9 protein-coding genes are annotated in these 23,629 nt (G+C 73.8%); 2 read left to right on the top strand and 7 right to left on the bottom strand.

The annotated features are described in order from the left end of the window. Positions 1-72: 72 nt before the first annotated feature. The 5 genes from OG514_RS29340 to OG514_RS29320 form a co-directional block, all read right to left on the bottom strand. Positions 73-300 carry a hypothetical protein gene (locus OG514_RS29340; protein ID WP_266899985.1) on the bottom strand — a complete coding sequence of 76 codons (228 nt, stop codon included), beginning with the start codon at positions 298-300 and terminating at the stop codon, positions 73-75. Beyond that, positions 297-1,868, bottom strand: a complete 1,572-nt coding sequence (locus OG514_RS29335) for an amidohydrolase (protein ID WP_266899984.1) — start codon at positions 1,866-1,868, stop codon at positions 297-299. Before OG514_RS29335 ends, OG514_RS29340 begins: the two co-directional genes overlap by 4 nt. Before the next feature lie 64 nt (positions 1,869-1,932). Continuing rightward, on the bottom strand, positions 1,933-2,853 hold the full coding sequence (locus tag OG514_RS29330) for an ABC transporter ATP-binding protein (protein ID WP_266899983.1): 921 nt from the start codon (positions 2,851-2,853) through the stop codon (positions 1,933-1,935). Continuing rightward, positions 2,850-3,968 (bottom strand): iron chelate uptake ABC transporter family permease subunit, encoded by a 1,119-nt coding sequence (locus OG514_RS29325; protein WP_266899982.1) that lies wholly within the window; start codon positions 3,966-3,968, stop codon positions 2,850-2,852. Before OG514_RS29325 ends, OG514_RS29330 begins: the two co-directional genes overlap by 4 nt. Beyond that, positions 3,965-5,065 carry an iron ABC transporter permease gene (locus OG514_RS29320; protein ID WP_266899981.1) on the bottom strand — a complete coding sequence of 367 codons (1,101 nt, stop codon included), beginning with the start codon at positions 5,063-5,065 and terminating at the stop codon, positions 3,965-3,967. Before OG514_RS29320 ends, OG514_RS29325 begins: the two co-directional genes overlap by 4 nt. Positions 5,066-5,292: 227 nt before the next feature. On the opposite strand from OG514_RS29320, the gene OG514_RS29315 reads away from it, so the two are divergent. Both OG514_RS29315 and OG514_RS29310 read left to right on the top strand, forming a co-directional pair. Then, on the top strand, positions 5,293-6,990 hold the full coding sequence (locus tag OG514_RS29315) for an ABC transporter ATP-binding protein (RefSeq protein WP_266899979.1): 1,698 nt from the start codon (positions 5,293-5,295) through the stop codon (positions 6,988-6,990). 74 nt (positions 6,991-7,064) lie between these two features. Next, entirely contained in the window at positions 7,065-8,900 is a 1,836-nt protein-coding gene (locus OG514_RS29310; RefSeq protein ID WP_266899977.1) for an ABC transporter ATP-binding protein, read from the top strand. A 177-nt stretch (positions 8,901-9,077) separates the two neighbouring features. On the opposite strand, the gene OG514_RS29305 is transcribed toward OG514_RS29310, so the two are convergent. Beyond that, positions 9,078-9,287: an MbtH family protein gene (locus OG514_RS29305; RefSeq protein WP_073904918.1), complete on the bottom strand. Its 210-nt coding sequence runs from the start codon at positions 9,285-9,287 to the stop codon at positions 9,078-9,080. Continuing rightward, positions 9,284-23,608 carry a non-ribosomal peptide synthetase gene (locus OG514_RS29300; protein ID WP_266899971.1) on the bottom strand — a complete coding sequence of 4,775 codons (14,325 nt, stop codon included), beginning with the start codon at positions 23,606-23,608 and terminating at the stop codon, positions 9,284-9,286. Before OG514_RS29300 ends, OG514_RS29305 begins: the two co-directional genes overlap by 4 nt. Positions 23,609-23,629: the final 21 nt, after the last annotated feature.

Below are 23,629 nucleotides of genomic sequence, written 5' to 3'. Positions count from 1 at the left end.
CTGACGAACGGCTACCTGTCCCCCGCCGGCCCGGCCGACGAGTTCACGTACACCGACTGACCGGCCGTCCCCCTACCCGCACGCCCGCCCCGGGTACTCCTCGCTCTCCGGCACGCCGGCCTCGCGCATCCGGCGCAGCACCTCGTCCAGGGACGCGTCGTCGACGTGCACGGGGAGGTTGAGCTCCCTGTCGAAGACCATGGTGTCCGCGTCCGGGTGCCAGATCACCCACCGGGGCGGTGACGCGGGCACCTCCCACAGGGCCGCGAACGCCGCGAGGCCGTGCTCTCCGCCGCTCATGCCTTCCCCTTCTCGGTGCGCCCGTCGACGTACGTCGCCACGACCTCGATGTCCCCGATCCGTGAGGTGCCGACGGCCCGGGGATCGTCGCCGAGGACCACCAGGTCAGCGCGCTTGCCGGGCGTGAGACTGCCCGCGCTGTCGTCCTGGTGGGAGGCGTACGCACCCGCCACGGTGTAGGCGTGCAGGGCCTCGTCGACGGTGACGCCCTCGTCCGGTCCGATCGGCCGGCCGGAGGTCGAGGCGCGCTCGACCATGAACTGGATCGCGCGGAGCGGCGAGCCGTCCGTGACGGGCCGGTCGGAGCTGCCGACGAGGGTGACGCCGTGGTCGAGGAATCCCCGGCCCCGGTACATCCAGGGCGCCCGCCGCTCCCCCATGACGTCCGCGTAGTCGTCGCCGAAGTAGCGGAGGAAGTTCGGCTGGACCACGGCGCTGACGCCGAGCCGGGCGAAACGCGGGAGCTGGTCCGGGCGGATCAGACCGGCGTGTTCCACCCGGTGCCGGGCGTCCGGGCGGGCCCTGCGCTCCTGCGCCCGCTCCAGGGCGTCCAGGGCGAGGTCGGCGGCGCGGTCCCCGATGGCGTGGACGGCGAGCTGCCAGCCGGCGAGGTGGCCGTCGACGATGAGCTCCGCGATCCGCTCGGGGTCGTCCTGGAACTGTCCGGAGGTGGACATCCCCTCGTACGGGTCGGTGAGTGCCGCCGTACGGGCCATCATGCCGCCGTCGGTGTAGATCTTGAGGGCGCCGAGGGAGAGCCAGTCGTCGCCGAAGCCGGTGCGCAGGCCGAGGTCGAGGGAGCGCGGGATGCCGTCGTCGCGGTGCGCGGCGAGCGGGTGGAGGGTGTCGCCGGCGGCCATGAGCTGGACGCGGAGGGGCAGCCGGCCCTGGTCCCTGAGGAGTTGGTAGGCGCCGAGTTCGACCGGGCTGTGGCCGAGGAGGCCGCCTCCGATGCCCGCCTCGGCGCAGGCGGTGATCCCCTCGGCGAGGCAGGCGCGGCCGGCCCGCTCGATCGCGTCGGCGAGTTCCTCCTGGGAGTACGGCAACCGGAGCCGCCGTACCGCGGTCATGGCACTCTCCGCGAGGAAGCCGTCCTGGTGCGGGACTTCGGCCGGGAGCAGGTCGAGGACGGCGCTGTCGACGACGCAGGCGTGTCCGGAGTCGTGCATGAGGAAGATCTTGCGGCCCTGGGCGACGCGGTCCAGTTCCGTGGCGGTGAGATGGCGTCCCAGGGCCCGTTGGTCGTAACCGGCGATGTCCACCCAGGCGCCGGGTTCCTTGCGGGTGACGGCCGCCGCCACGACGTCGAGGACGTCCTCGACGCGCTCGCAGGGGGCGATGCTCGGGGTGTCGGCCTTCAGGCCCGCCCAGGCCAGGTGGACGTGGCTGTCGATGAAGCCGGGCAGCACGGTGGCGCCCTGGAGGTCGACGGTCTCGCGGGCGGGCAGCGAGGTCACGGCCGCGTCGAGGCCCACGATCCGGCCGCGCCAGATGCCGATGTCGTGGGCGACGGGGCGGTCCGGATCCATGGTGAGAATGCGCGCGTTCGTCAGCCTCGTACAGAGCATGGGCAGTCCGTTCCCGGTCGCGGTCGCTGGTGCTGTCGCTGTCGCCTGTGGTGCGGTGCTGTCGTCAGGAGGTCTTGGCCATCGCGGTGTCCGCCGTGGCGTGCCCGCTGCCGTTCGCGTTCTCGTCGGTGTGCTCGGGGCCCGCTGCCGCGGGGGCGTACCACTTGGGTGCGGCGGGCACCATCAGGGGCGTGCCGGTCTCGGGGTCGGGGATGATCCGGCAGGGCAGGCCGAAGACGTCCTCGACGAGCTCGGCGGTCATGACCGTCTTCGGGTCGCCCTCGGCGGCGATGATGCCGCCGGGGCGCATCACGATCAGGTGGGTGGCGTAGCGGCAGGCCTGGTTGAGGTCGTGGAGGACCGCGACGACCGTGTGGCCCTTGTGGGCGTGGAGTTCGGCGCAGAGGTCGAGGACTTCGACCTGGTGGGCGATGTCGAGGAACGTGGTCGGTTCGTCGAGCAGCAGGATGGAGGTCTGCTGGGCGAGGACCATGGAGAGCCAGACGCGCTGGCGCTGGCCGCCGGACAGGTCGTCGACGGGCCGGTCGGCGAGTTCGAGGACGCCGGTCTGGCGCATGGCCTCGACGACGGCGGCCTCGTCCTCGGCGGACCACTGCTTGAGCATCCCCTGGTGGGGGTAGCGGCCGCGGGCCACCAGGTCGCCGACCGTGATGCCGCCGGGGGCGGTCGAGGACTGCGGGAGCAGGCCGAGCCTGCGGGCTACCTCGCGGGAGCGGTACGAGGCGATGGCGGCGCCGTCGAGGTAGACCTGTCCGGCCTTCGGTTTGAGCATCCGGGCGAGGGCGGTGAGCAGGGTGGACTTGCCGCAGGCGTTGGGCCCGATGATCACCGTGAAGGAGCGGTCGGGGATGTCGACGGAGAGGTCGGTCGCCACCGTCCGCTGGTCGTAGGAGAGGGTGAGGTGCTCGGCGCGCAGCCGGGGCTCGCGGCCGGCGACGGGACGGTTGTCGTTGTTCGCAGTCATGCGCGGCTCTTTCGCGACTCGGAGACCAGCAGCCAGATGAGGTAGAGACCGCCGACGCAGCCGGTCGCCGTGCCCACCGGGAGGAGTGCGGGGGCGAAGAGGCGCTGCACGGCGAGGTCGCTCAGGGCGAGCATGACCGCGCCCATGAGGGCGGACGGCAGGAGCGCGGGCCCGGACGACCCGGTGATCCTGCGGGCCACCTGGGGTGCGGCCAGGGCGATGAACCAGATGGGTCCGGTCACGGCGGTGGCGAAGGCGGCCAGGGCGACGCTGATCACGAGCAGGACGGTGCGGGTGCGGGCCACGTCGACACCGAGGGCCATGGCGGTGGTGTCGCCCATCTCGACCATGGAGAGGCGGCGGGAGAGGAAGAAGGCGAGGGGCAGCAGGACGGCGACGGCGATGCCGATGGCATTGGCGTGTGTCCAGAGCCGGTTGCCCAGGCTGCCGATGAGCCAGGCCTGTGCCTCCAGGGCTTCCTGGAAGGTGGCGCGGGTGATCAGGTACGAGTTGACGGCGAGGAGCAGGGCGCTGACGCCGATGCCGACGACGACGAGGCGGAAGCCCTGGATGCCCCGGCCGACCATGAGGAGGTGGACGGCGAGGGCCGTGGCGAGGCCGCCGATCAGCGCGCCGAGGGCGATCTGCGTCATGCTGCCGTGCAGCACGACGATGACGACGAGTGCGCCGACTGCGGAGCCGTTGGTGAAGCCGATGATGTCGGGGCTTCCCAGCGGGTTGCCGGTGATGCTCTGGAGAATGGCCCCGCTCACGGCGAGGGCCGCGCCGACGCACAGCGCGGTCACCAGTCGTGGCATGCGCAGGGTGTTGACGACGAAGTCGGCGATGCCGGTGCCTTCGCCGGTGAGCGCCTGGAGGACCTCGCCGACGGACAGGTCGAAGTCGCCGGTGGTCAGGGTGACGCCCGCGACGGCGACGAGCGCGGCGAGGAGGGCGGCGGTGACGGCGACGGTGCGGCTCCGTACGCGCAGGGAGATGCCCCCGGACCGGGTGCGGACGACCCGACCGCTGATGACTCGGGGCCTGCCCGCAGCGCCGGGGGGTCCTGGCGCCGGGTCGGGCGCGGAGGCCTTCGCCTCCCGTACGGCAGTCACAGCATGACCAGCTTTCGGCGACGGCACAGGGTGATGAACAGAGGGGCGCCGATGAACGCGGTGACGATGCCGACCTGTACCTCGCCGGGGGCGCCGAGCACCCGGCCGACGACGTCCGAGCCGACGAGGAGGACGGGGGCGATGAGCATCGAGTACGCGAACACCCAGCGCTGGTCGGGGCCGACGACGAACCGGGCGATGTGCGGGACGGCGAGGCCGATGAAGCCGATCGGTCCGGCGGCGGCGGTGGCCGCCCCGCAGAGGAGCATCACGGCGACGGCGCCGAGGGCGCGGGTCAGGCCGACGTTCACCCCGAGGGCCCGGCCGACCTGGTCGCCCATGGCCAGGGCGTTGAGCGACGGGGCGAGGACGAGGGCGACGACCAGGCCGACGACGATGAACGGCAGTGCCATCAGGACGATGTCGTCGTAGCGGCCCGCGAGGGAGCCGACGGTCCAGAAGCGGAACTGGTCGAAGGCCCTCGGGTCGAGCAGCAGGACCGCCCAGTTGAAGGCGTACAGCACGGCGGTCAGGGCGGCGCCGGCGACGACGAGCCGCTCGGGGGAGGCGAGCTTCCGTCCGGAGGAGCCGAGCAGGTACACCCCGACGGACGCGGCGGCGGCGCCCGCGAGGGCGAACCACACGTAGCCGATCGGCGCCGCGACGCCGAAGAAGGCGATGGCCACCACGACGCCGGCGGAGGCCCCCAGGTTGACGCCGAGCATGCCGGGGTCGGCGAGCGGATTGCGCGTCAGGGCCTGCATGAGGGCGCCAGCCAGGCCGAGCGCCGTGCCGACGAGGATGCCGAGGAGCGTGCGGGGGATCCGGTAGTCGTGGATGATCACCGAGGTCTCGGAGCCGTCAGGATTCCACAGGGCGTTCCAGGTGGCCGTGAAGGGGATGCCCCTGGTGCCCACCCAGACGCTGAGGAGTCCGACCAGGACGAGCGCGGCGAGGGCGAGGACCAGGCCTAAGCCCCGGTACGCGGTCCCGACGCGGCCGATGCGCGGTGGCCCGGCGGGATCGACGGCCTTGTCCACGGGGTCTTCCTCGGCCTGCTGTCCCGACACCACCCGGGATTCGACGGACAACGACAACTCCCCCTGGCGGCGGTACAGATGTACGGCGAGAGCCCACGGCGCACAGACCGACGGATCGCGACTTAGGTGAGGCTAACCGAACCGTGTCGAGTGGTCAACGCGCCGGACAGGACCCGTCCGGCACCCCGACCGGGGCCCTCCAACCTCCCCGCGACCCACCCCGACCCCTACCGAACTCAGAGTAGGCTTACCTAACCGGCCACCTACCTCCGCGAAGGAGTCTCATGCCAACGGGCGTACCGACGGGGGGACTTGTCCTCCGCCAGGCGATCAGAGGACAACGCCGCCGAGTGATCACGGCGTCTCTGCTCGGTATGACCCATCAAGGCTGCGAAGCCCTGGTGCCGGTGGTCATCGGCGCCACCATCGACACCGCGGTCGCCACCGGCTCCTCTTCGGCGTTGCTGCGCCTGCTCATCGTCCTCGCCGTGCTCTTCCTGGTCCTGTCGACCTGCTACCGCACCAGCGCCCGGATCACCGAGGGCAGCGGCGAACTCGCCGCGCACCGGCTCCGGCTCGACCTGGCCACCCGGGTGCTCGACCCCCGGGGCGGCGCCGACGCGAACCGCCTCCCCGGCGCGCTGACCAGCATCGCCACCAACGACGCCCGCCGCGTGGGCTCGGTGGCCACCGTCATCGCGTACGGGGTGTCGGCGGTCGCCGCCCTCGTGATCAGCGCCGTCGCACTCCTCAGGATCTCCGTCCCCCTCGGCCTGCTCGTCCTCCTCGGCATCCCGCCGCTGCTGTGGCTCGGGCACCGCATCAGCCGGCCCCTCGAACAGCGCAGCGAGGCCGAGCAGGAGCGGGCCGCCCACGCCTCGGGCGTCGCCGCCGACCTCGTCTCCGGACTCCGCGTCCTCAAGGGCATGGGCGCCGAGTCGGCGGCCGTGGCCCGCTACCGCACCACGAGCCAGGACTCGTTGTCCGCCGCCCTGCGCGCCGCGCGCAGCCGGGCCGGACACGAGGGCGCCGTCCTCGCCCTGACCGGCGTCTTCATCGCCGTCATCGGCGTGGTCGGCGCGTACCTCGCCATGGACGGCAGCATCAGCGTCGGCGACCTGGTCGCCGCCGTCGGTCTCGCGCAGTTCCTCCTCGGCCCGTTCCAGCTCCTCGGCTACGTGAACGCCGAGCTCGCCCAGGGCCGCGCCTCGGCCAAACGGATCGCCGAAGTGCTCGCCTCGCCCGAGGCCGTCGGGACCGGACACGACGTGCCCGCCGACGGTGCCGCCGGACATGTCACCCTGCGGGGGGTGACGCTCGGCGCGCTCCGGGGCGTCGACCTCGAACTCCCGGCCGGCAGCCTGACCGGGATCGTCGCCCGGGACGCCGCCGCCGCGAACGACCTCCTCGTCTGCCTGGCCCGCGAGGCGGACCCCTCCGAGGGCGCCGTCGAGCTCGACGGCACGCCGCTGACCTCGCTCGACCCCGACGCGTTGCGCCGGGTCGTCCTGGTCGCCCACCACGACGCCGACCTGTTCGAGAGCACGCTGCTCGACAACGTCCGGGCCGGGGCCGCCGACGACGCCCCGGCCGTCGAGCGGGCTCTCAAGGCCTCGGCCGCCGACGACGTCGCCCGGCTCCTGCCGAACGGCGGGGACACCCTCCTCGCCGAACGCGGCCGCTCGCTCTCCGGCGGTCAGCGCCAGCGCGTCGCCCTCGCCCGCGCCCTCGCCGCCGACCGGCCCGTCCTCGTACTGCACGACCCGACGACCGCGGTGGACACGGTCACCGAGTCCCATATCGCCGCCCGGCTGCGCGAGGTCCGCCGCGACCGCACCACGATCCTGGTCACCACCAGCCCCGCTCTCCTCGCCGTGACCGACCGCGTGATCGTCCTGGAGGACGGCGCCGTACGGGCGACCGGCCGCCACACCGAACTCCTCGCGGCCGACGCGACGTACCGTGCGGCGGTGCTCGCATGACGCTCGCCGACGAGACACGGACCGACAGCCGGCCGCAGCCGGACGAAGGACGGACGAGGGAGACGGAACAGACCATGAGCGGAACCAGCCCGGACCGCGTGCTCCTGCCGACCGCCACCGGCGCCGAGTCCGTCGCGGCGCTCCGCACCATGCTGCACGGCCATCGGCTCCTCGCCGCGGTGGCGATCGCCGTCCTCGTCGCCGGCACCGCCGTCGGACTGCTCACCGCTCCGTTGCTCGGACACATCGTGGACCTCGTGGTCGACAAGAAGGGCGCGGCCGCACTCACCGTCCCCCTGGTCCTGCTCGTCGTCGTCGCCGTCGCGCGGGGCGCGGCCGCGGCCGTCGGCAGCACCCTCGTGGCCCGGCTGGGCGAGACCGTCCTGGCCGCGCTGCGGGAGCAGTTCATCGAGCGGGCGCTGCGGCTGCCGCTCGACCGGGTCGAGGCGGCCGGCTCGGGCGACCTGGTCTCCCGGGTCACCAGCGACGTGTCGATGATCGGCAAGTCGGTGCGTCAGGCGCTGCCGGAGTTCAGCCGCTCCGCCCTGACCATCCTGCTCACCTTCGTCGGGCTCGCCGTCCTCGACTGGCGCTTCCTGATCGCGGCGCTCCTCGCCTCCCCGGTCCAGGTGATGTCGGTGCGCTGGTACATGCGCCGGGCCGCGCCCGTGTACGGCGAGCACCGCGTCGCCACCGGCGCCCTGCAGCACCAGCTGCTCGACAGCGTCGGCGGTGTCCGGACCGTACGGGCGTTCCGCCTCGACGACACCCACACCGAGCTGCTGGAGAAGCGGTCCGGGGCCGCCCGTGACCTGGGCCTGCGGGGCATCCACATCGTCACCGGGTTCTTCTCCCGCCTCAACCTCGGAGAGTTCATCGGTCTCGCCGCGATGCTCACGACCGGGTTCCTGCTGGTCGACGACAACTCCGTCAGCATCGGTACGGCCACGGCCGCCGCGCTGTACTTCCACAGCCTCTTCAACCCGATCAACGCGACCCTCTACCTGCTGGACGACGCCCAGTCGGCGGGGGCGAGCTTCGCCCGTCTCGTCGGCGTGTCGAACCTCCCCGCGGAGCGGGCCGAGAGCGAGGCGCGCGCCCTCGCCGACGGCTCGGTCGAGGTGTCCGGGCTCAGCCACGCGTACGGCTCCGGCGCACCGGTCCTGCACGAGGTCGACCTGCGGGTGGGGAGCGGGGAGCGGGTGGCCCTGGTGGGCGCGAGCGGCGCCGGCAAGACCACCCTGGCCAAGCTCATCGCCGGCGTGCACAGCCCCATCGAGGGCTCGATCGCGCTCGGCGGGGTCGACGCCGGGGAACTGGGCCCGGCCGGGGTCCGCCGCGCCGTGGCACTCATCAGCCAGGAGGTGCACGTCTTCGCCGGAACCCTCGCCGACGACCTGCGCCTCGCCCGGCCCGAGGCCGACGACGAGGCACTGCACGCGGCGCTGGACCGGGTCGGAGCCCTGGAATGGGCGCAGGCGCTGCCCGAGGGCCTCGCCACGGTCGTCGGCGAGGGCGGGCACCGACTGACGGTCACCCAGGCGCAGCACCTGGCCCTGGCGCGGCTCGTGCTGGCGGATCCGCCCATCGCGATCCTCGACGAGGCCACCGCCGACGCGGGCAGCGCGGGAGCGCGCGTCCTGGAGGACGCGGCCGCTCGGGCCCTTGAGGGCCGCACGGGGCTGCTCGTCGCGCACCGGCTGCCGCAGGCCGCGGCCGCCGACCGGGTGGTCGTGCTCGACCAGGGCCGGGTCGTCGAGACCGGCACCCACGAGGAACTGGTGGCGGCCGGCGGCCGGTACGCCGACCTGTGGGCCGCTTGGTCCGCCAGCCGCCGGGAGCCCGGGGAGCAGGTGCCGCGGCCGGCCGCGGACTCGGACTCGGACCTCTCGGTCTCACCGGTCAGCTGAGGGGACTCTCCCGAGGGCCAGGGGGCGGTACGACGCATCGTCGTACCGCCCCCTTCCGCTGTCCCCCTTCCCCTGCTCCCTTCCGCTGTCCGTCACCGTCCGCCCCCACGTACACGGCCGCCCGCGAGGGGTACTCCCCCGCGGGCGGCCGGTGGTGCCGGTCTCGGTGTCGGTGCGTCAGTCCTGGAGGGCGATGAGGCTCGCCGGGCGCAGGTCGGTCCAATGGGCCTCCACGTAGGCCAGGCAGCCCTCGCGCGTGTCCTCGCCGAAGACGGTCCGCCACCCGGCGGGGACCTCGGCGAAGGAGGGCCACAGCGAGTGCTGGTTCTCGTCGTTGACCAGAACCAGGAAGCGGCCCTGCGGGTCCTCGAACGGGTTGGTGCTCATGCGTTCTCACTCCTCTTGTGTGTCACGCCGAACAGCTGGGACAGGGGCTGTTCGGAGTCGTCTGTCACGGTGCGCAGCAGGGTCTGGAGCTCCTCGGCGAGCCGGCGGGCCTTCGCCGCGCCGAGCCGCTCCGTCGCGTGGATCAGCCCGCAGTGCACGGGGCCTTCGCCACGGGGCTCGTAGAAGCTGAGGGTCAGTTCGGCCCGGGTCGAGCCGGTCGGTACGGCGAGGAGGTCTCCGACGCCGCCCTCCAGGCGTGCCAGGTCGGCCTGCTCGTGGTGGATCACCATCACCTGGGGCCCCTCGGGCCGCAGACCGGCCGTCCGAACCACCTCGTCGAAGGGGACCTGCTGCCGGTCGAGGGCGCTCAGCGTGGTCTCCCGTACGCGGGTCAGGAGCTCCGCGAAGCTCGGGTCGCCGGCCGTGTCGGTGCGCAGGAGGACCGTGTTGAAGAAGCAGCCGACGAGGTCGGCCAGTTGGTCGTCGTCGCGCCCGGCGACCATCGTGCCGATGGGCAGGTCGGTGCCCGCTCCATGGCTGGTGAGCAGGGCCGCGAGGGCCGCGTGCAGCACCATGAACATGCTGGTGCCGGTGGCCTGGGCGAGCCGGTCCACGTCCGCGTGGAGGCGCTCGTCGAGGACGAACTCGACGATGCCCGCGCTCTGGCGCCCGCCCCGGCCGGGGACGGAGGTCCGGGCCTCCGTCGGCAGGGCCAGCTCGCGCGGTGCGTCCTTGAGCGTGCTTCGCCAGTACGCCAGTTGGCGTCCGCCCCGGCTTTCGGGATCGGTCAGGTCGCCGAGGACCTCGCGGGCCCAGCGGGCGTAGTCGGAGTAACTCACGGGGAGCGGCTGCCAGTCGGGCGTCCCTCCGGCCGTACGCGCCCGGTACGCCGTGGTGAGGTCGCGGAACAGCGGGACCACGGACCACTCGTCGACGGCGAGGTAGTGCAGGGTGAGCAGGACCGCCTGGGCGCCGTCGGGGTCGGTGAGCAGCCGGGCCCGCAGCGCAGGCTCCTGCCTCAACTCTGGTGTGGAGGCGGCGAGTTCCGCAAGTCGGGAGTCCAGGTCCGCGCACTGCTCCACGGCCAGGACCGGGGCTTCGACGGTCCGGCGGAGCAGGGTTCCGTCGGCCTCGGCGAAGGCGGTGCGCAGCGGCTCATGACGGCTGGTCACATCGGCGAGCGCCGAGGCCAGCGCGTCGGCGTCCAGGCCGCCGGGCGAGCGCAGGACGAGCGCGTGGTCGAAGCCGGGGCTCCGCCGGTACGCCTGCCACTGCCACTGCTGTACGGGCGCCACCGGCAGGTCCGTACCGTCGAGGGCCCCGGGCTCGGCCGGGCGCAGGGCGGGCCGGGCGGCGCTCGCACCGTCCAGCTTTCCGGCGATCCCGGCGACGGTCAGCGCGTCGAAGACGTCGCGGATGCTCAGCTCGACGCCGAACTCGGCCCGGATGCGGCCCAGGAGACGCATCGAGGCCATGGAATGGCCGCCGAGGGCGAAGAAGCTGTCGTGCACGCCCACGCAGTCCAGCTTGAGGATCTCGCAGAACAGCTCCGCGATCCGCGCCTGCGTCTCGGTCGCGGGAGCGGCGTCGCCGGTCATGGCCGACCAGTCCGGTGCGGGCAGGGCCTTGTGGTCCAGCTTGCCGTTCGGGGTGAGCGGCAGCGGGCCGTCGAGGGGGACGACGAGGGCGGGGACCATGTACTCCGGCAGGACGGCGGCGACGTGGGCGCGCAGCTCCTGCGGGTCGAGGGCGAGGTCCGTGCCCGGCTCGGGGACGGCGTAGCCGACGAGGCGGACGATGTCGCCGTCGCGGTCGGGCAGGACGGCGGCCTGGGCGACCGTCGGGTGGCCCGCGAGGGCGGCCTCGATCTCGCCCAGCTCGATGCGGAAGCCTCGGATCTTCACCTGGGTGTCGACCCGGCCGAGGAAGTCGAGGTTGCCGTCGGCGCGCCAGCGGGCACGGTCGCCGGTGCGGTACATGCGGCTGCCGGAGGCGCCGTACGGGTCCGCGACGAACCGTTCCGAGCTGAGCCCGGCCTGCCCGAGGTAGCCCCGGGCGAGGCCGCGGCCGGCGACGTACAGCTCGCCGATCACACCGGGCGGGACGGGCCGGAGGTGCTCGTCGAGGACGTAGCAGCGGGTGTTGGGGTCCGGGCGGCCGATGGGCACCCGGCCGGTGGCGCGGCCGCCGTGCTCACGGGCGGGCCACAGCGTGGAGTTGACGGTCGCCTCGGTGAGCCCGTACGCGCAGATCAGGTTCGCGGTGGCGCCGAAGCGTTCGAAGAGGTCCGGCGGCACGGTCTCGGTGCCGACCAGGACGGTCGACCCTTCGGGCAGTCGGCAGCCGGGCGGCAGGGCGGACACCAGCGAGGGCGGCAGGATCATGTGGGTGATCCGCTGGTCTTCGAGGAAGTCCGTGAGGGCGGGTCCGGCGACCCTGGCCTCTTCGGTGATGAGGACCAGCCGGCCGCCGTGGCAGAGCGCCATGGCGAGTTCGAAGACGAAGACGTCGAAGCCGATGGAGGCGAACTGGAGGACGCGGCTGTCGTGTTCCAGGCCCATCCGGTCGACGGCGGTGGCGACCAGGCTGGCGATGCCCTCGTGCGGGACGACGACACCCTTGGGGCGGCCGGTCGAGCCGGAGGTGTAGATCACGTACGCGGCCTGTTCGAGGCCCACGGGTCCGCCGACCGGCGGGGTCCCGGGCAGGGTGTCCAGCTCGGCCGCGATGTCGGGGGCGTCGAGGAGGACCACCGGTACCCCGTCGGCGTCCGGGATCTTCCCGGCGACGGGCTCGGTGCCGACCACGACGGCGGCGCCGGAGTTCTCGATCATGTAGCTGAGGCGGTCGCCGGGGTGGACGAGGTCCAGCGGCAGGAACGCGGCTCCGAGCTTCAGGGCGGCGACGACGGTGGCGATCATGTCGACCGAGCGCGGGACGGCCACGCCGACGACGCTCTCGGCGCCGACCCCGCGGACGGCGAGCAGCCGGGCGATCCGGTCGGCGCGGGCGTCGAGCTGGGCGTACGTCACCGAGCGGGAGCCTTCGACGACGGCGACGGCGTCGGGGCTCTCGGCCACCCACCGGGCGAAGAGCGCGGGCAGGGTCTCCTCGTCGACCTCGCGGGGCCGGCCGTTGAAGCCTTCGAGGACGAGTCGGTGCTCCTCGTCGGTGAGGATTCCTGCCCGGGAGAGCGGCTCGTCGGGGGCTTCGACGAGGATCCCGACGAGCCTGCGGAGGCGGTCCGCGATGCGTTCGGCGGTCTCCTGGTCGAAGAGTTCGGTGGCGAACTCCAGGCGGCAGCCGAGCGAGTCGCCCGCGCCGTCGGCGGTGGTGTGCTCGGTGAAGCCGAACACGAGGTCGAACTTGGCGGTGCCGATGCGGTGCGGCAGATAGCCGGCCCGGAGCCCCGGCAGGCGCAGTGCCTCGTCCGTGCGGGCGTGGTAGCCGACCATCACCTGGAACAGCGGGTTCCGGGAGAGGGAGCGGGTCGGGTTGAGCTTCTCCACGACCGACTCGAAGGGCACGTCCGCGTGGGAGAAGGCGGCGAGGTCGGTCTCCCTGACCCGGCCGAGGAGTTCGGTGAAGCTGGGGTCGCCGCCGAGGTCGGTGCGGAGTACGAGCGTGTTGACGAAGAAGCCGACCAGCTCGTCCAGGGCCTCGTCACCACGCCCGGCGATGGGCGCGCCGAGCGGGATGTCGGTGCCCGCGCCGAGCCGGTGGAGCAGTGCGGCGACGGCCGCGTGCGTCACCATGAACATGCTGGCGCCGGTGTCCCGGGCGAGCCGTCGCAGGCCCTCGTGGACCGTGCGGTCGAAGGAGATGTCGAGTTCGGCCCCGGTGAACGCCGGGCGGGCGGGCCGCGGCCGGTCGGTGGGCAGTTCCAGTTCCTCGGGGGCGCCGGCCAGGACCGTACGCCAGTGCTCCAGCTGCCTGGCGGCCAGGCTCTCCGCGTCGGCCGGGTCGCCCAGGAGCGTCTGCTGCCAGAGGGCGTAGTCGGCGTACTGGACGGGCAGCGGCTCCCAGTCGGGGGCGCCGCCGTCGAGGCGCGCGGTGTACGCGGTGGTCAGGTCCCGCAGGAAGGGGCGGTCGGACCACTCGTCGGTGGTGATGTGGTGGAGCAGCAGGACGACGACGTGTTCGTCGGGTGCCACCTCCACGACCGTGGCGCGGATCGGCAGCTCGGCGGCGAGGTCGAACGGCCGTTGGACGGCGGCGTCCACGATGCCGGGCACCTCGTCCTCGGTCGCCCGCACGTGCTCCACGACCGGGGCGGCCGAACCGGCGGGCAGGATCCGCTGGTACGCCTGGCCGTCGCTCTCGCGCTCGGCGAAGAGGGTGCGCAGTGCTTCGTGGCGGTCGGTCACATCGGCGAGGGCGGCGCTCCACGCCTCGCGGTCGAAGGTGCCGTTCAGCCGCATGACCAGCGGGAAGTTGTACGCGGCCGAGGTGCACTCGATCTGCTGGATGACCCACAGGCGCTGCTGGGCGTGGGAGAGCGGCAGTTCGCCGGGGCGCTCTGCGGCGACCAGAGCCGGGCGGGCGGCGCCTCGGGAGGCGGCCGCGCGCTCGACGAGTTCGGCGACGGTGGGCGCCTCGAACAGGTCGCGGATCGCCAGCTCGGCGTCGAGCGCGGTGCGGGCCCGGCTGACGAGCCGGGTCGCGAGGAGCGAGTGCCCGCCGAGGTCGAAGAAGTCGCTGTCGATGCCGACGCTGCCCTCGGGCAGGCCGAGGACCTCCGCGAAGAGCCCGCACAGGGTCTCCTCCCGCGGGGTGCGGGGGGCGCGGCTCCGGCCCGTGCCGGAGAGGTCGGGGGCGGGGAGGGCCTTGACGTCGAGCTTTCCGTTGACGGTCAGCGGCAGGGTGGCGACGGGGACCAGGGCGGACGGGACCATGTAGTCGGGCAGACGGGACTTGAGGTGGTCGCGAAGGTGCGCGACGAGTTCCTCGTCCGACTCGGTGCCCTCCTCCCGTACGAAGTAGCCGACGAGTCGCTTGGTGCCCGCGGTCTCGTGGACGACGACGGCGGCGTGGGCGATCTCGGGGTGGTCGGACAGGGCCGTGGAGATCTCGCCGAGTTCGATGCGGTAGCCGCGGATCTTGACCTGGTCGTCGGTGCGGCCGAGGAAGTCGAGCAGGCCGTCGGGGCGCTGGCGTACGAGGTCGCCCGTGCGGTACATCCGCTCGCCGGGCTCGCCGAAGGGGTCGGCCACGAACCGCTCGGCGTTCAGCGCGGCCCGCTCGTGGTAGCCGCGGGCGAGGCCGGTGCCCGCGATGTACAGCTCGCCGGGGCAGCCCGGCGGGACGGGTCGCAGCATGGTGTCGAGGACATGGGCGCGGGTGTTGCGGATGGGCCGGCCGACGGTCGGGGTGGCGCTCTCGGTGGTGGAGCCGCCGAGGGTGTTGATCGTGTACTCGGTGGGGCCGTAGAGGTTGTAGCCGTAGGTGCCCTCGGTGCGGCGCAGCTGGGTCCAGACCGTGTCGGAGACGGCCTCGCCGCCGAGCAGGACGAGTGCCGGCCGGTGCTTGCCCGCGGCCTCGTCCCGGTCGAGGAGGCCCTCCTCGATGAGGAGCTGGGCGTAGGTGGGGGTCACGTTGACGACGTCGACGCGGTGCTCGTCGCAGTAGGCGACCAGGGCTTCGGCGTCGCGGCGGAGTTCCTCGTCGCAGACGTGGACCTCATGGCCCTCGACGAGCCAGAGCAGCTCCTCCCACGACATGTCGAAGGCGAAGGACACGGTGTGCGCGATGCGCAGGCGGCGTCCGCCGGCGGAGGCGATGGCCGGGTCGAAGATCTCCTTCTGATGGTTGAGCTGCATGTTCGTCAGACCCCGGTAGGGGGTGACGACGCCCTTGGGGCGGCCGGTGGAGCCGGAGGTGTAGATGACGTACGCCGGGAACTCCAGGCGGTCCGGCACCCCGTGGGCGAAGGCGGGCCGCTCGGCGTCGGCGATCCCGTCCCCGGACAGCGCGGCGAGTTCGGCGAGCACGGCCTCGTCGTCGAGGAGGACTTCGAGGGCGACGGGGCCGTCCTCCCGCCGCAGCGTCGGGGCGACGGCGGTCGTGGACAGCAGGCAGAGCGGTCCGGTGTCCTCGGCCATGAGCCGCAGCCGGTCGGCGGGGTGGTCGAGGTCGAGCGGCAGGTACGCGGCGCCGGTCCGCAGCACGGCGAACAGTGCGGCGACCATCTCGATCGACCGGGGCAGCGCCAGCGCCACGACCTTCTCCGGCCCGGCTCCCCGGGCGAGCAGCAGCCGGGCGAGCCGGTTGACGTGCGCGTCGAGTTCGGCGTACGTGAGGGCGCGCTCGCCGAAGACCAGCGCGACCGCGTCGGGGGTACGGGCGACCTGGGCGGTGAGCATGTCGGCGACGGTCTCGTCCGGCACCGGCTCGCGACCGGACTCCCGGGCGGTGCCCAGGGCGGCGCTCTCCTCCGGGAGCAGCAGGTCCACGCCGGCGGTGCGGGCGGATGCGGCGGTGGGCCCGGCGAGGGCCTGGCCGAGGCGGTCGAGGACCGTGGTGAACCGGGCCAGGATCGTGCCGGCGGCGTCGGCGTCGAAGAGGTCGGGGCGGGCGGCCAGGGTGACCTTCAGGCGGGCGCCCGGGGTGACGATCAGCGTGAGCGGGAAGTGGGTGCCGTCCACGTTCGACACGTCGGTGATGCCGTGGCGGTCGCGGAGGGCGGCGGCGCGGTCCTCGCCGTCGGCCGAGCGGAGCACGAAGAGGGTGTCGAAGAGACGGCGGTGGCCGGACTCCTGCTGGAGGGTGCCCAGGCCCACGTGCTCGTACGGCATGACGGCGGCGCGCTCGGACTGCATGCGGCGCAGCAGGGCGAGCAGGGGCTCGTCCGGGGTGAAGGCGACCCGGGCGGGGATCGTGTTCAGGAACATGCCGATGATGCCGGCCACGTTCGGGACGTCCGCCGGGCGTCCGGCGACGGCCGTGCCGAAGGCGACGTCGGCGCGGCCCGTCATGGCCGAGAGCACCAGGGCCCAGGCCGCGTTGAGGACGGTGTTCAGGGTGAGTCCGTGGCTGCGGGCGACGGCCCGCAGCCGGTCGCCTGCCTCCTGGGTGAGGAAGGCGTCGAAGTCCACCGGGATGACCGGGCCGGTGTCGCGCCCGGACGGGGCGAGCAGCGTCGGCTCGTGGAAACCGGCGAGGGCCCCGCGCCAGGCGTCGAGGGCGACGGTGGTGTCCTGCGCCTCCAGCCAGGCGAGGTGGTCGCGGTACGAACCTGGCAGCGGCAGACCGGTGGGGTCGCCGGCCCGCTCGTACAGCGTGAACAGCTCTTCCAGGAACAGCCAGGCCGACCAGCCGTCCCAGAGGATGAGGTGGTGGGTGACGACGAGCTTGTCCCGGCCGTCGCCGAGGCGGATGAGGAGCAGGCGGCAGAGCGGGGCGGCGGACAGCTCGAAGCGCTGCCTGCGGTCGGCGGTGAGGAGTTCCTCCGTGCGGGTCCGCTGCTCTTCGGCGGCCAGTCCGGAGAGGTCGGCCTCGACGAGCGGGATCTCGGCGCCGTCCACGATGAACTGGACGGGGCGGGGCAGGCCGTCGCTGGTGAATCCGGCGCGCAGCCCGGTGTTGCGGTCGAGGAGGGTCCGGCAGGCGGCGCGCAGCCGGTCGGCGTCGATCCGGCGGTCGAGGTCCAGGGTCTCCTGCGACTGGTAGACGTCGAGTGCGTCGCCCGCGTCGTAGGTGGCGTGGAAGTACATGCCCTCCTGGAGCGGGGAGAGCGGCCAGATGTCCGCGACGGGCAGCCCGGCGACGGCGTGGACCCGCGCGGTCTCCTCCTCGGTGAGCTCCGGTCCGCCGAGCGGGGCGGGGGCCGGGGACTCGGGAGCCGGGGGCTCTGTGGGCGGCGCGGCGGCGGTCAACTGGTCGAGGAGGGCCCGCAGGGCGGGGTCGACCGCCGCGCCGGACTGCTGCTGGAGGGCGAGGACGGCCTGGAGCGCGGCGGCTGCCTGCCCGGCGTCGGAGGCGGAGACGGTCACACCGTCGGAGTGCACGGGTACCTCGGTGGAGTCGGTGGTCGGGGGCGCCTCGGCGTCCCCGAGGGTGGTGGCGGCCGCGGCGAGGGCGGCGGGGGTGCGGTGCTCGAACACGTCGCGGGGGCTGAGCGTCAGACCCCGCTCACGCGCGCGGGTGGCGACGGTGATCGAGCTGAGGCTGTCGCCGCCGAGCATGAAGAAGTCGTCGTCGACGCTCGTCCGCCGGCCTCCGAGGACGTCGCCGAAGATCTCGCACAGCGCTCGCTCGCGGTCGTCGCGGGGTGCGCGGCCGGCGGCCCGGGGCGCGATCTCGGGTGCGGGCAGGGCGTTCTGGTCGAGCTTGCCGCTGGGCGTCAGCGGCAGTTCGGCGAGGACGACGACGGCACCCGGCACCATCGCGGCGGGCAGCGCCTCGGTGAGGGCCGCGTGCAGGGCCTCGGATGCGGGCTCCGCGCCGGGAGCGGTGCCGGGGGCCGGGACGGCGTAGCCGACGAGTGAGCCGTCGCGGACGACGACGGCGGCACGGGCCACACCGGGCAGCGCGGCGAGCGCGGTCTCGATCTCGCCCAGTTCGACGCGGTTGCCGCGGATCTTGACCTGGCGGTCGGTGCGGCCGAGGTACTCGACGGCGCCGTCCGCGCGGCGGCGCACCAGGTCGCCGGTGCGGTACATCCGCTCCCCCGGCGCTCCGAACGGGTCGGCGACGAACCGTTCGGCGGTGAGCCCGGGACGGTCGTGGTAGGCGCGGGCCAGCTGGACACCGGCGAGGTACAGCTCACCGGACACCCCGTCCGGCACCGGGCGCAGGAAGGGGTCCAGGACGTGCAGCCGGGTGTTCCACACGGGCCGGCCGATCGGCACGGCCGGCTCGGTGCCGCCCTCGTACGGGAAGAAGGTGACGTCGACGGCCGCCTCGGTGGGGCCGTACAGATTGTGCAGGGGTACGGGCGCGCGCCCGGAGCGGGAGGTCAGCTCCCACCAGCGGCGGGCGTCGGCGCCGGTGAGGGCCTCGCCGCTGCAGAACACCCGGCGCAGGCTCGCCGCCCAGTCGGGGGCGTCCGCGGTCGACTCCATGACCTGGACGAACGCGGCGAGCATCGACGGTACGAAGTGCGTCGTGGTGATGCCCCGGTCCGCGATGAGGCGGGCCAGGTACTCCGGGTCGCGGTGGCCGTCCGGGCGGGCGAGGACGACGGTGGCGCCCTCGGTCAGCGCCCAGAAGAACTCCCACACCGACACGTCGAAGCTGGACGGGGTCTTCTGGAGGACCCGGTCGTCGGCGGTCAGCCCGTACGCGCTCTGCATCCAGGCGAGCCGGTTCACGATGGCGCGGTGGGTGACGGCGACGCCCTTGGGCCGGCCGGTGGAACCCGAGGTGTAGATGAGGTACGCCGGGTGGTCGGGGCCGGCCGGCCGCACGGGCTCCCCCGCGAAGGTCTCCCCGGGTTCCCCCGCCGGGGTCTCCTCGGGCTCCCCCGCCCCGATGACGAGGTGTTCGAGGTCGGCGGCGGCAGGGATCCGCCCGGCGGCCTCGGCGGTCGTCACGACGAGGCGGGCGCCCGAGTCGGCGAGCATGAACGCCACCCGGTCGGCGGGGTAGTCGAGGTCCACGGGCAGGTAGGCGGCGCCCGCCTTGTGGACGCCGAGCAGCGCGACCATCAGCTCGGCCGAGCGGGGCACCGCGACGGCCACGTACCGCTCGGGACCGGCGCCGCGTGCCCGCAGTCGTCGCGCCAACGCCTCGGCCCGCCGGTCGAGTTCGGCGTAGCTGAGGGTGGAGTCGTCGAAGACCACGGCCGGGGCGTCCGGGGTACGGACGACCCACGTGGCGAAGAGCGAGGCGAGGGTCGCCTCGGGTACGGGCCTGGCGGTGGCGTTGAGTTCCGTGAGGTGCTCGCGCTCGCGGGCGGACAGCAGGTCGGTCCGGGCGACGAGCCGGGCGGGCTCGGCGACCACGGTCCGCAGGAGGGCCGTGAACCGGTTGGCGAGGACGGCCACCGCGACCTGGTCGAGGCGGCCCGCGTCGTGCTTGAACCGCAGCAGCAGACCGGCGTCGGCGGGCTCGACGACGAGTGCGAGGGGATAGTGCACGGCGTCGAAGACCTCGGCGCCGGTGATCAGCGGTTCCCCGGCGCCGTCCCGCTCGCCGACGGGGTAGTTCTCGAACACCACGAGGGTGTCGAAGAGTTCACCGCCGCCCGCGATCCGCTGGATGTCGGCGAGTCCGAGGTGCTGGTGGTCGAGGAGGGCGGAGTGCTCGTCCTGGACGCGGCGGAGCAGCTCGGTCAGCGTCTCCTCGGGGCGGACGGTCACCCGGGCGGGGACGGTGTTGATGAACAGGCCGACGGCGGAGTCGAGGCCCGCGACCTCCGTGGTCCGCCCGGACACGGTGGTGCCGAAGACGACGTCCCGGCCGCCGGTGAGGGCGCCGAGCAGCAGGCCCCACACACCGTGGAAGACGCTGCTCAGGGTCAGCCCGTGGGTCCTGGCGTAGGAGGCCAGCGCGCCGGTCAGGTCGTGGGGCAGGCGGGTGTCGACGTGCTCGGGGCGGGCGGGCGTCCGGGGGGCGCCGTCGCCGGTGGTGAGCGCCGGGAGCCGGGTCGGGCCCGTGAGGCCGTCGAGCGCCCGGCGCCATGCCTCGCGTGCGGTGTCGCGGTCGCGGCCCGCGAGCCAGGAGAGGTACGGCTCCGGGGGCGCGGGCTCCGGGAGTTCGACGCCCCGGTAGGCGTCGGTCAGTTCCCGCAGCAGGACGGCGACCGACCAGCCGTCGGCGACGATGTGGTGCAGGGTGAGCAGCAGCCGGTGGCGCTGTCCGTCCCGGACCAGGGTGGCGCGCAGCAGCGGCGGCCGGTCGAGGGCGAACTGCTCGGCCCGGTCGGCGCGGAGGATGTCGTCGAGGCCGGTCACGGCGGTGTCGGCCTCCCGCCACGGGAGGGTGACGTGGTCCGCGAGCCGCTGGACGACCCCGCCGCCGGGCAGCTGGCGGAACGCGGCGCGCAGCAGCGGGTGCCGGTCCAGGAGGAGTTGGAGTGCGTGGCGGAGGCGGACGGGGTCGACGTTCCCGGTCAGGTCGAGGAGTTCCTGCACGAAGTAGAGGTCCGCGGCCTGCCGGTCGAACTCCGAGTGGAAGAAGAAACCTTCCTGGAGCGGGGAGACGGGCAGTGCGTCCGCGTCGAGCTCCACCCGCGGCCGCGCCGGGGCCGCGACGGTCTCTCCGGCGGTCCGGGCGAGGGCCGCCACGGTCCGGCTGCGAAACACGTCGCGCGGGGTGATGGCGAGACCGGCCTCGCGGGCGCGGTTGACCAGCTGGATGGCGACGATGCTGTCGCCGCCCAGTTCGAAGAAGCTGTCGTGGACGCCCACGGCCGGCAGGCCGAGGAGGTCGGCGAACAGCGCGGCGAGGGCGTGTTCGGCGGGGGTGCTCGGGGTGTCGGTGCCGGTCAGGGACGTCCAGCGGGGCTCGGGCAGGGCCTTGGCGTCGAGCTTGCCGTTGGGAGTCAGCGGCAGCGGGCCGTCGAGGACGACGACCGCCGTCGGCACCATGTGGTCGGGCAGCGCGTCGGTCACGCGCGCGCGTGCGGCGGTCACGGCCGCCTCGTCGCCTTCGTCGGCCCCTCCCTCCGGTACCAGGTACGCGACCAGCCGCTTCACGCCCCGGTGGTCCTCGCGGGCGAGGACGGCGGCCTGGGCGATGCCCTCGCAGGCCATGAAGGCGCTCTCGATCTCGCCCGGCTCGACGCGGTGGCCGCGGATCTTGATCTGGCCGTCGGCGCGCCCGAGGAATTCCAGGTTGCCGTCGGCGCCCCAGCGGACCCGGTCGCCGGTGCGGTACATGCGGGTGCCGGGAGGGCCGTACGGATCGGCGACGAACCGTTCCGAGGTGAGACCCTCACGACCCAGGTAGCCGCGTGCGAGGCCGCGCCCGGAGACGTACAGCTCGCCTTCCGCGCCGACGGGGACGGGCCGGAGCGCGGTGTCGAGGACGTACGCGCGCGTGTTGGGGTCGGGCCGGCCGATGGGGGCGGGGCCGGGCCGATCGGGGTCGGCGAGCCAGAGCGTGGAGTTGACGGTCGCCTCGGTGAGCCCGTAGGCGACGACGACGCGGAGCCGTCCGTCCCAGCGGGCGATCAGTTCGCTGGGGACCGCTTCCGTGCCGACGATCAGCACCGCGCCCTGCGGGAGTTCGCACTCCTGCGGCAGCGCGGAGACGAGCGAGGGCGGCAGGATCATGTGGGTGGCGCGGTGGCGGGCGATGTACTCGGTGAGCGCGGGGCCGGCCACGCGGCGCTCGGCGGGGACGAGGATGATCCGTCCGCCGACGCACAGCGACATGATCAGGTCCCAGACCGTCACGTCGAAGCCGACGGAGGCGAACTGCACGACCCGGCTCTCCGCGGTGATGCCGATCCGGTCGGTGGCGGTGGCGATGAGGCTGCCGACGCCGTCGTGGGAGACGACGACGCCCTTGGGGCGGCCCGTCGAGCCGGAGGTGTAGATGACGTACGCGGCCTGGTCGAGGGCGACCGCGGGTCCGGGGCCGACGTCGGTCGCCGCGGCGAGGGCGTCCACGGTGGCCGGGTCGTCGAGGAGCAGCCGGCCGACGCCCGCCGTGTCGGGGAGTTCACCGGCGAGGTCGCGCACGGTGACGACGGTGCGTGCGTGGGCGTCGGACAGCATGTAGGCGATGCGGTCCCGGGGGTGGTCGGCGTCCAGCGGCAGGTAGGCGGCGCCCGCCTTCATCACGGCGAGCAGGGCCACCACCAGCTCGGGCGAGCGGGGCAGGGCCACGCCCACCACGTCCTCGGCGCCGACGCCTCGGGAGCGGAGCAGCCGGGCGAGCCGGTCGGTGGCGTCGTCGAGTTCGGCGTACGTCAGCTCCCGGTCCTCGCAGACGAGCGCGACGGCGTCGGGGGTGCGGCGGACCTGCCGCTCGAACGCGGCGGGCCAGGACAGTTCGGGGACCTTGCGGGGCGCGACGCCGAACTCTTCGAGGAGCCCGGCGCGTTCGGTGTCGGAGGTGAGCTCGATACGGCCGACGGGACGGTCGAGGTCCCCGGCGAAGGAGTCGAGGAGGGCGAGGAAGCGGCGCTCGTGGTCGGCGAGCGTGGTCGCGTCGCAGACGTCGGCGTCCGCGTCGAGGTGGACGGTGTGTCCCCGGCCGTCGGGGCCCTCGGCGAAGCTGAACGCGAGGTCGCTGACCGGGCCGAGCCACTCCGGGCGGAGTTCGGCCTCGTGGTCGTCGAAGCGCAGGTCCTCGGAGCGGGGCAGGATGTTGACGGTGGGGCCGACGAGTTCCGGGACGCCGTCGACCAGGCCCAGTTCCCTGGCGAGGTCCTCGGCGCGGTAGCGGCCGTGGGCGACGGCGGCGGCGACGGTGTCGCGCACCTGGGCCACGAGGGCGGCGCCGGTGGTGCCGGGGTGGACGGCGAGGCGCAGCGGGACGATGTTGGACACCATGCCGGGGACGGTCGCGGAGACCTCGTCCTCGCGGGCGGCGATCGGCAGGCCGAGGACGAGGTCCTGCTCCCCGCTGACGCGGTGCAGATGGGCGGCCACGGCCGCGAGCAGGAGCCGGGACGGTCGTACGCCCGCGGTCCGGGCGGCGGCGTTCAGCCGTCGGACGGTCTCCGGGGACAGCTCGGAGGTCCGCCGGAGCCGTCGGGTCATGGGGGTGGCGGCCCGGTCGACGAGCCGTACGGGCTCGGTCCGGCCCGCCATCCGCTCCAGCCACCAGGCGCGGTCGGCGGCGTGCCGCTCGGACGCGCGGTAGGCGCGGTCGGCGGCGACGAGCCGGGCGAGGGACCAGTCGCGGGGCCGGGACGCCTCCCCGGCCGTGTACAGCTCGCCCGCGCGGCGCGTGATGAGGGCGACGCCCATCCCGTCCACCACGATGTGGTGGTAGCGCTGGCACCACAGGACGCGGTCGTCCGCGAGCCGCAGCAGGGCGTGGGCGAAGAGCGGGTCGAGCGCGAGGTCGACGGGCCGGTCGCGGTCGGCGGCCACCCACGCGGCGGCGGCCTCGTCGGGGTCGACGGCATGGCGCAGGTCCACGACGGTGACGTCGACGGGGTGGGTGGGGGTACGGGGCGTCTGGCGCGGCCCGTCGTCGCCGGGGGTGACCCGTACGTGCAGGCACTCGGCCTCTTCGACGGCCTGGCGGACGGCGGCGGTGAGCCGGTCGAGGTCGAGGGCGCCGCGGAGGTGGAGTGCGAAGACGATGTTGTAGGCGGAGCTGTCCGGTTCGATCTGCTGGGCCAGCCAGACGCCGGATTGCCCGCCGGTGACGGGGAGGCCGGAGGGGGTGTTCCGGTCCGACGGCTCGACGTCAAACATCGTACGAAGTGGCCTTTCCCT

Source organism: Streptomyces sp. NBC_00572 (assembly GCF_026341815.1).
Lineage (GTDB): Bacteria > Actinomycetota > Actinomycetes > Streptomycetales > Streptomycetaceae > Streptomyces.
This window is presented reverse-complemented; position numbering and strand designations above follow the sequence as displayed.

Excerpts from the sequence above, each read along its gene's own strand:
- OG514_RS29340 (WP_266899985.1), bottom strand. The coding sequence starts at position 300 with ATGAGCGGCGGAGAGCACGGCCTCGCGGCGTTCGCGGCCCTGTGGGAG.
- OG514_RS29335 (WP_266899984.1), bottom strand. The coding sequence starts at position 1,868 with ATGCTCTGTACGAGGCTGACGAACGCGCGCATTCTCACCATGGATCCG.
- OG514_RS29330 (WP_266899983.1), bottom strand. The coding sequence starts at position 2,853 with ATGACTGCGAACAACGACAACCGTCCCGTCGCCGGCCGCGAGCCCCGG.
- OG514_RS29315 (WP_266899979.1), top strand. The coding sequence starts at position 5,293 with ATGCCAACGGGCGTACCGACGGGGGGACTTGTCCTCCGCCAGGCGATC.
- OG514_RS29310 (WP_266899977.1), top strand. The coding sequence starts at position 7,065 with ATGAGCGGAACCAGCCCGGACCGCGTGCTCCTGCCGACCGCCACCGGC.
- OG514_RS29305 (WP_073904918.1), bottom strand. The coding sequence starts at position 9,287 with ATGAGCACCAACCCGTTCGAGGACCCGCAGGGCCGCTTCCTGGTTCTG.
- OG514_RS29300 (WP_266899971.1), bottom strand. The coding sequence starts at position 23,608 with ATGTTTGACGTCGAGCCGTCGGACCGGAACACCCCCTCCGGCCTCCCC.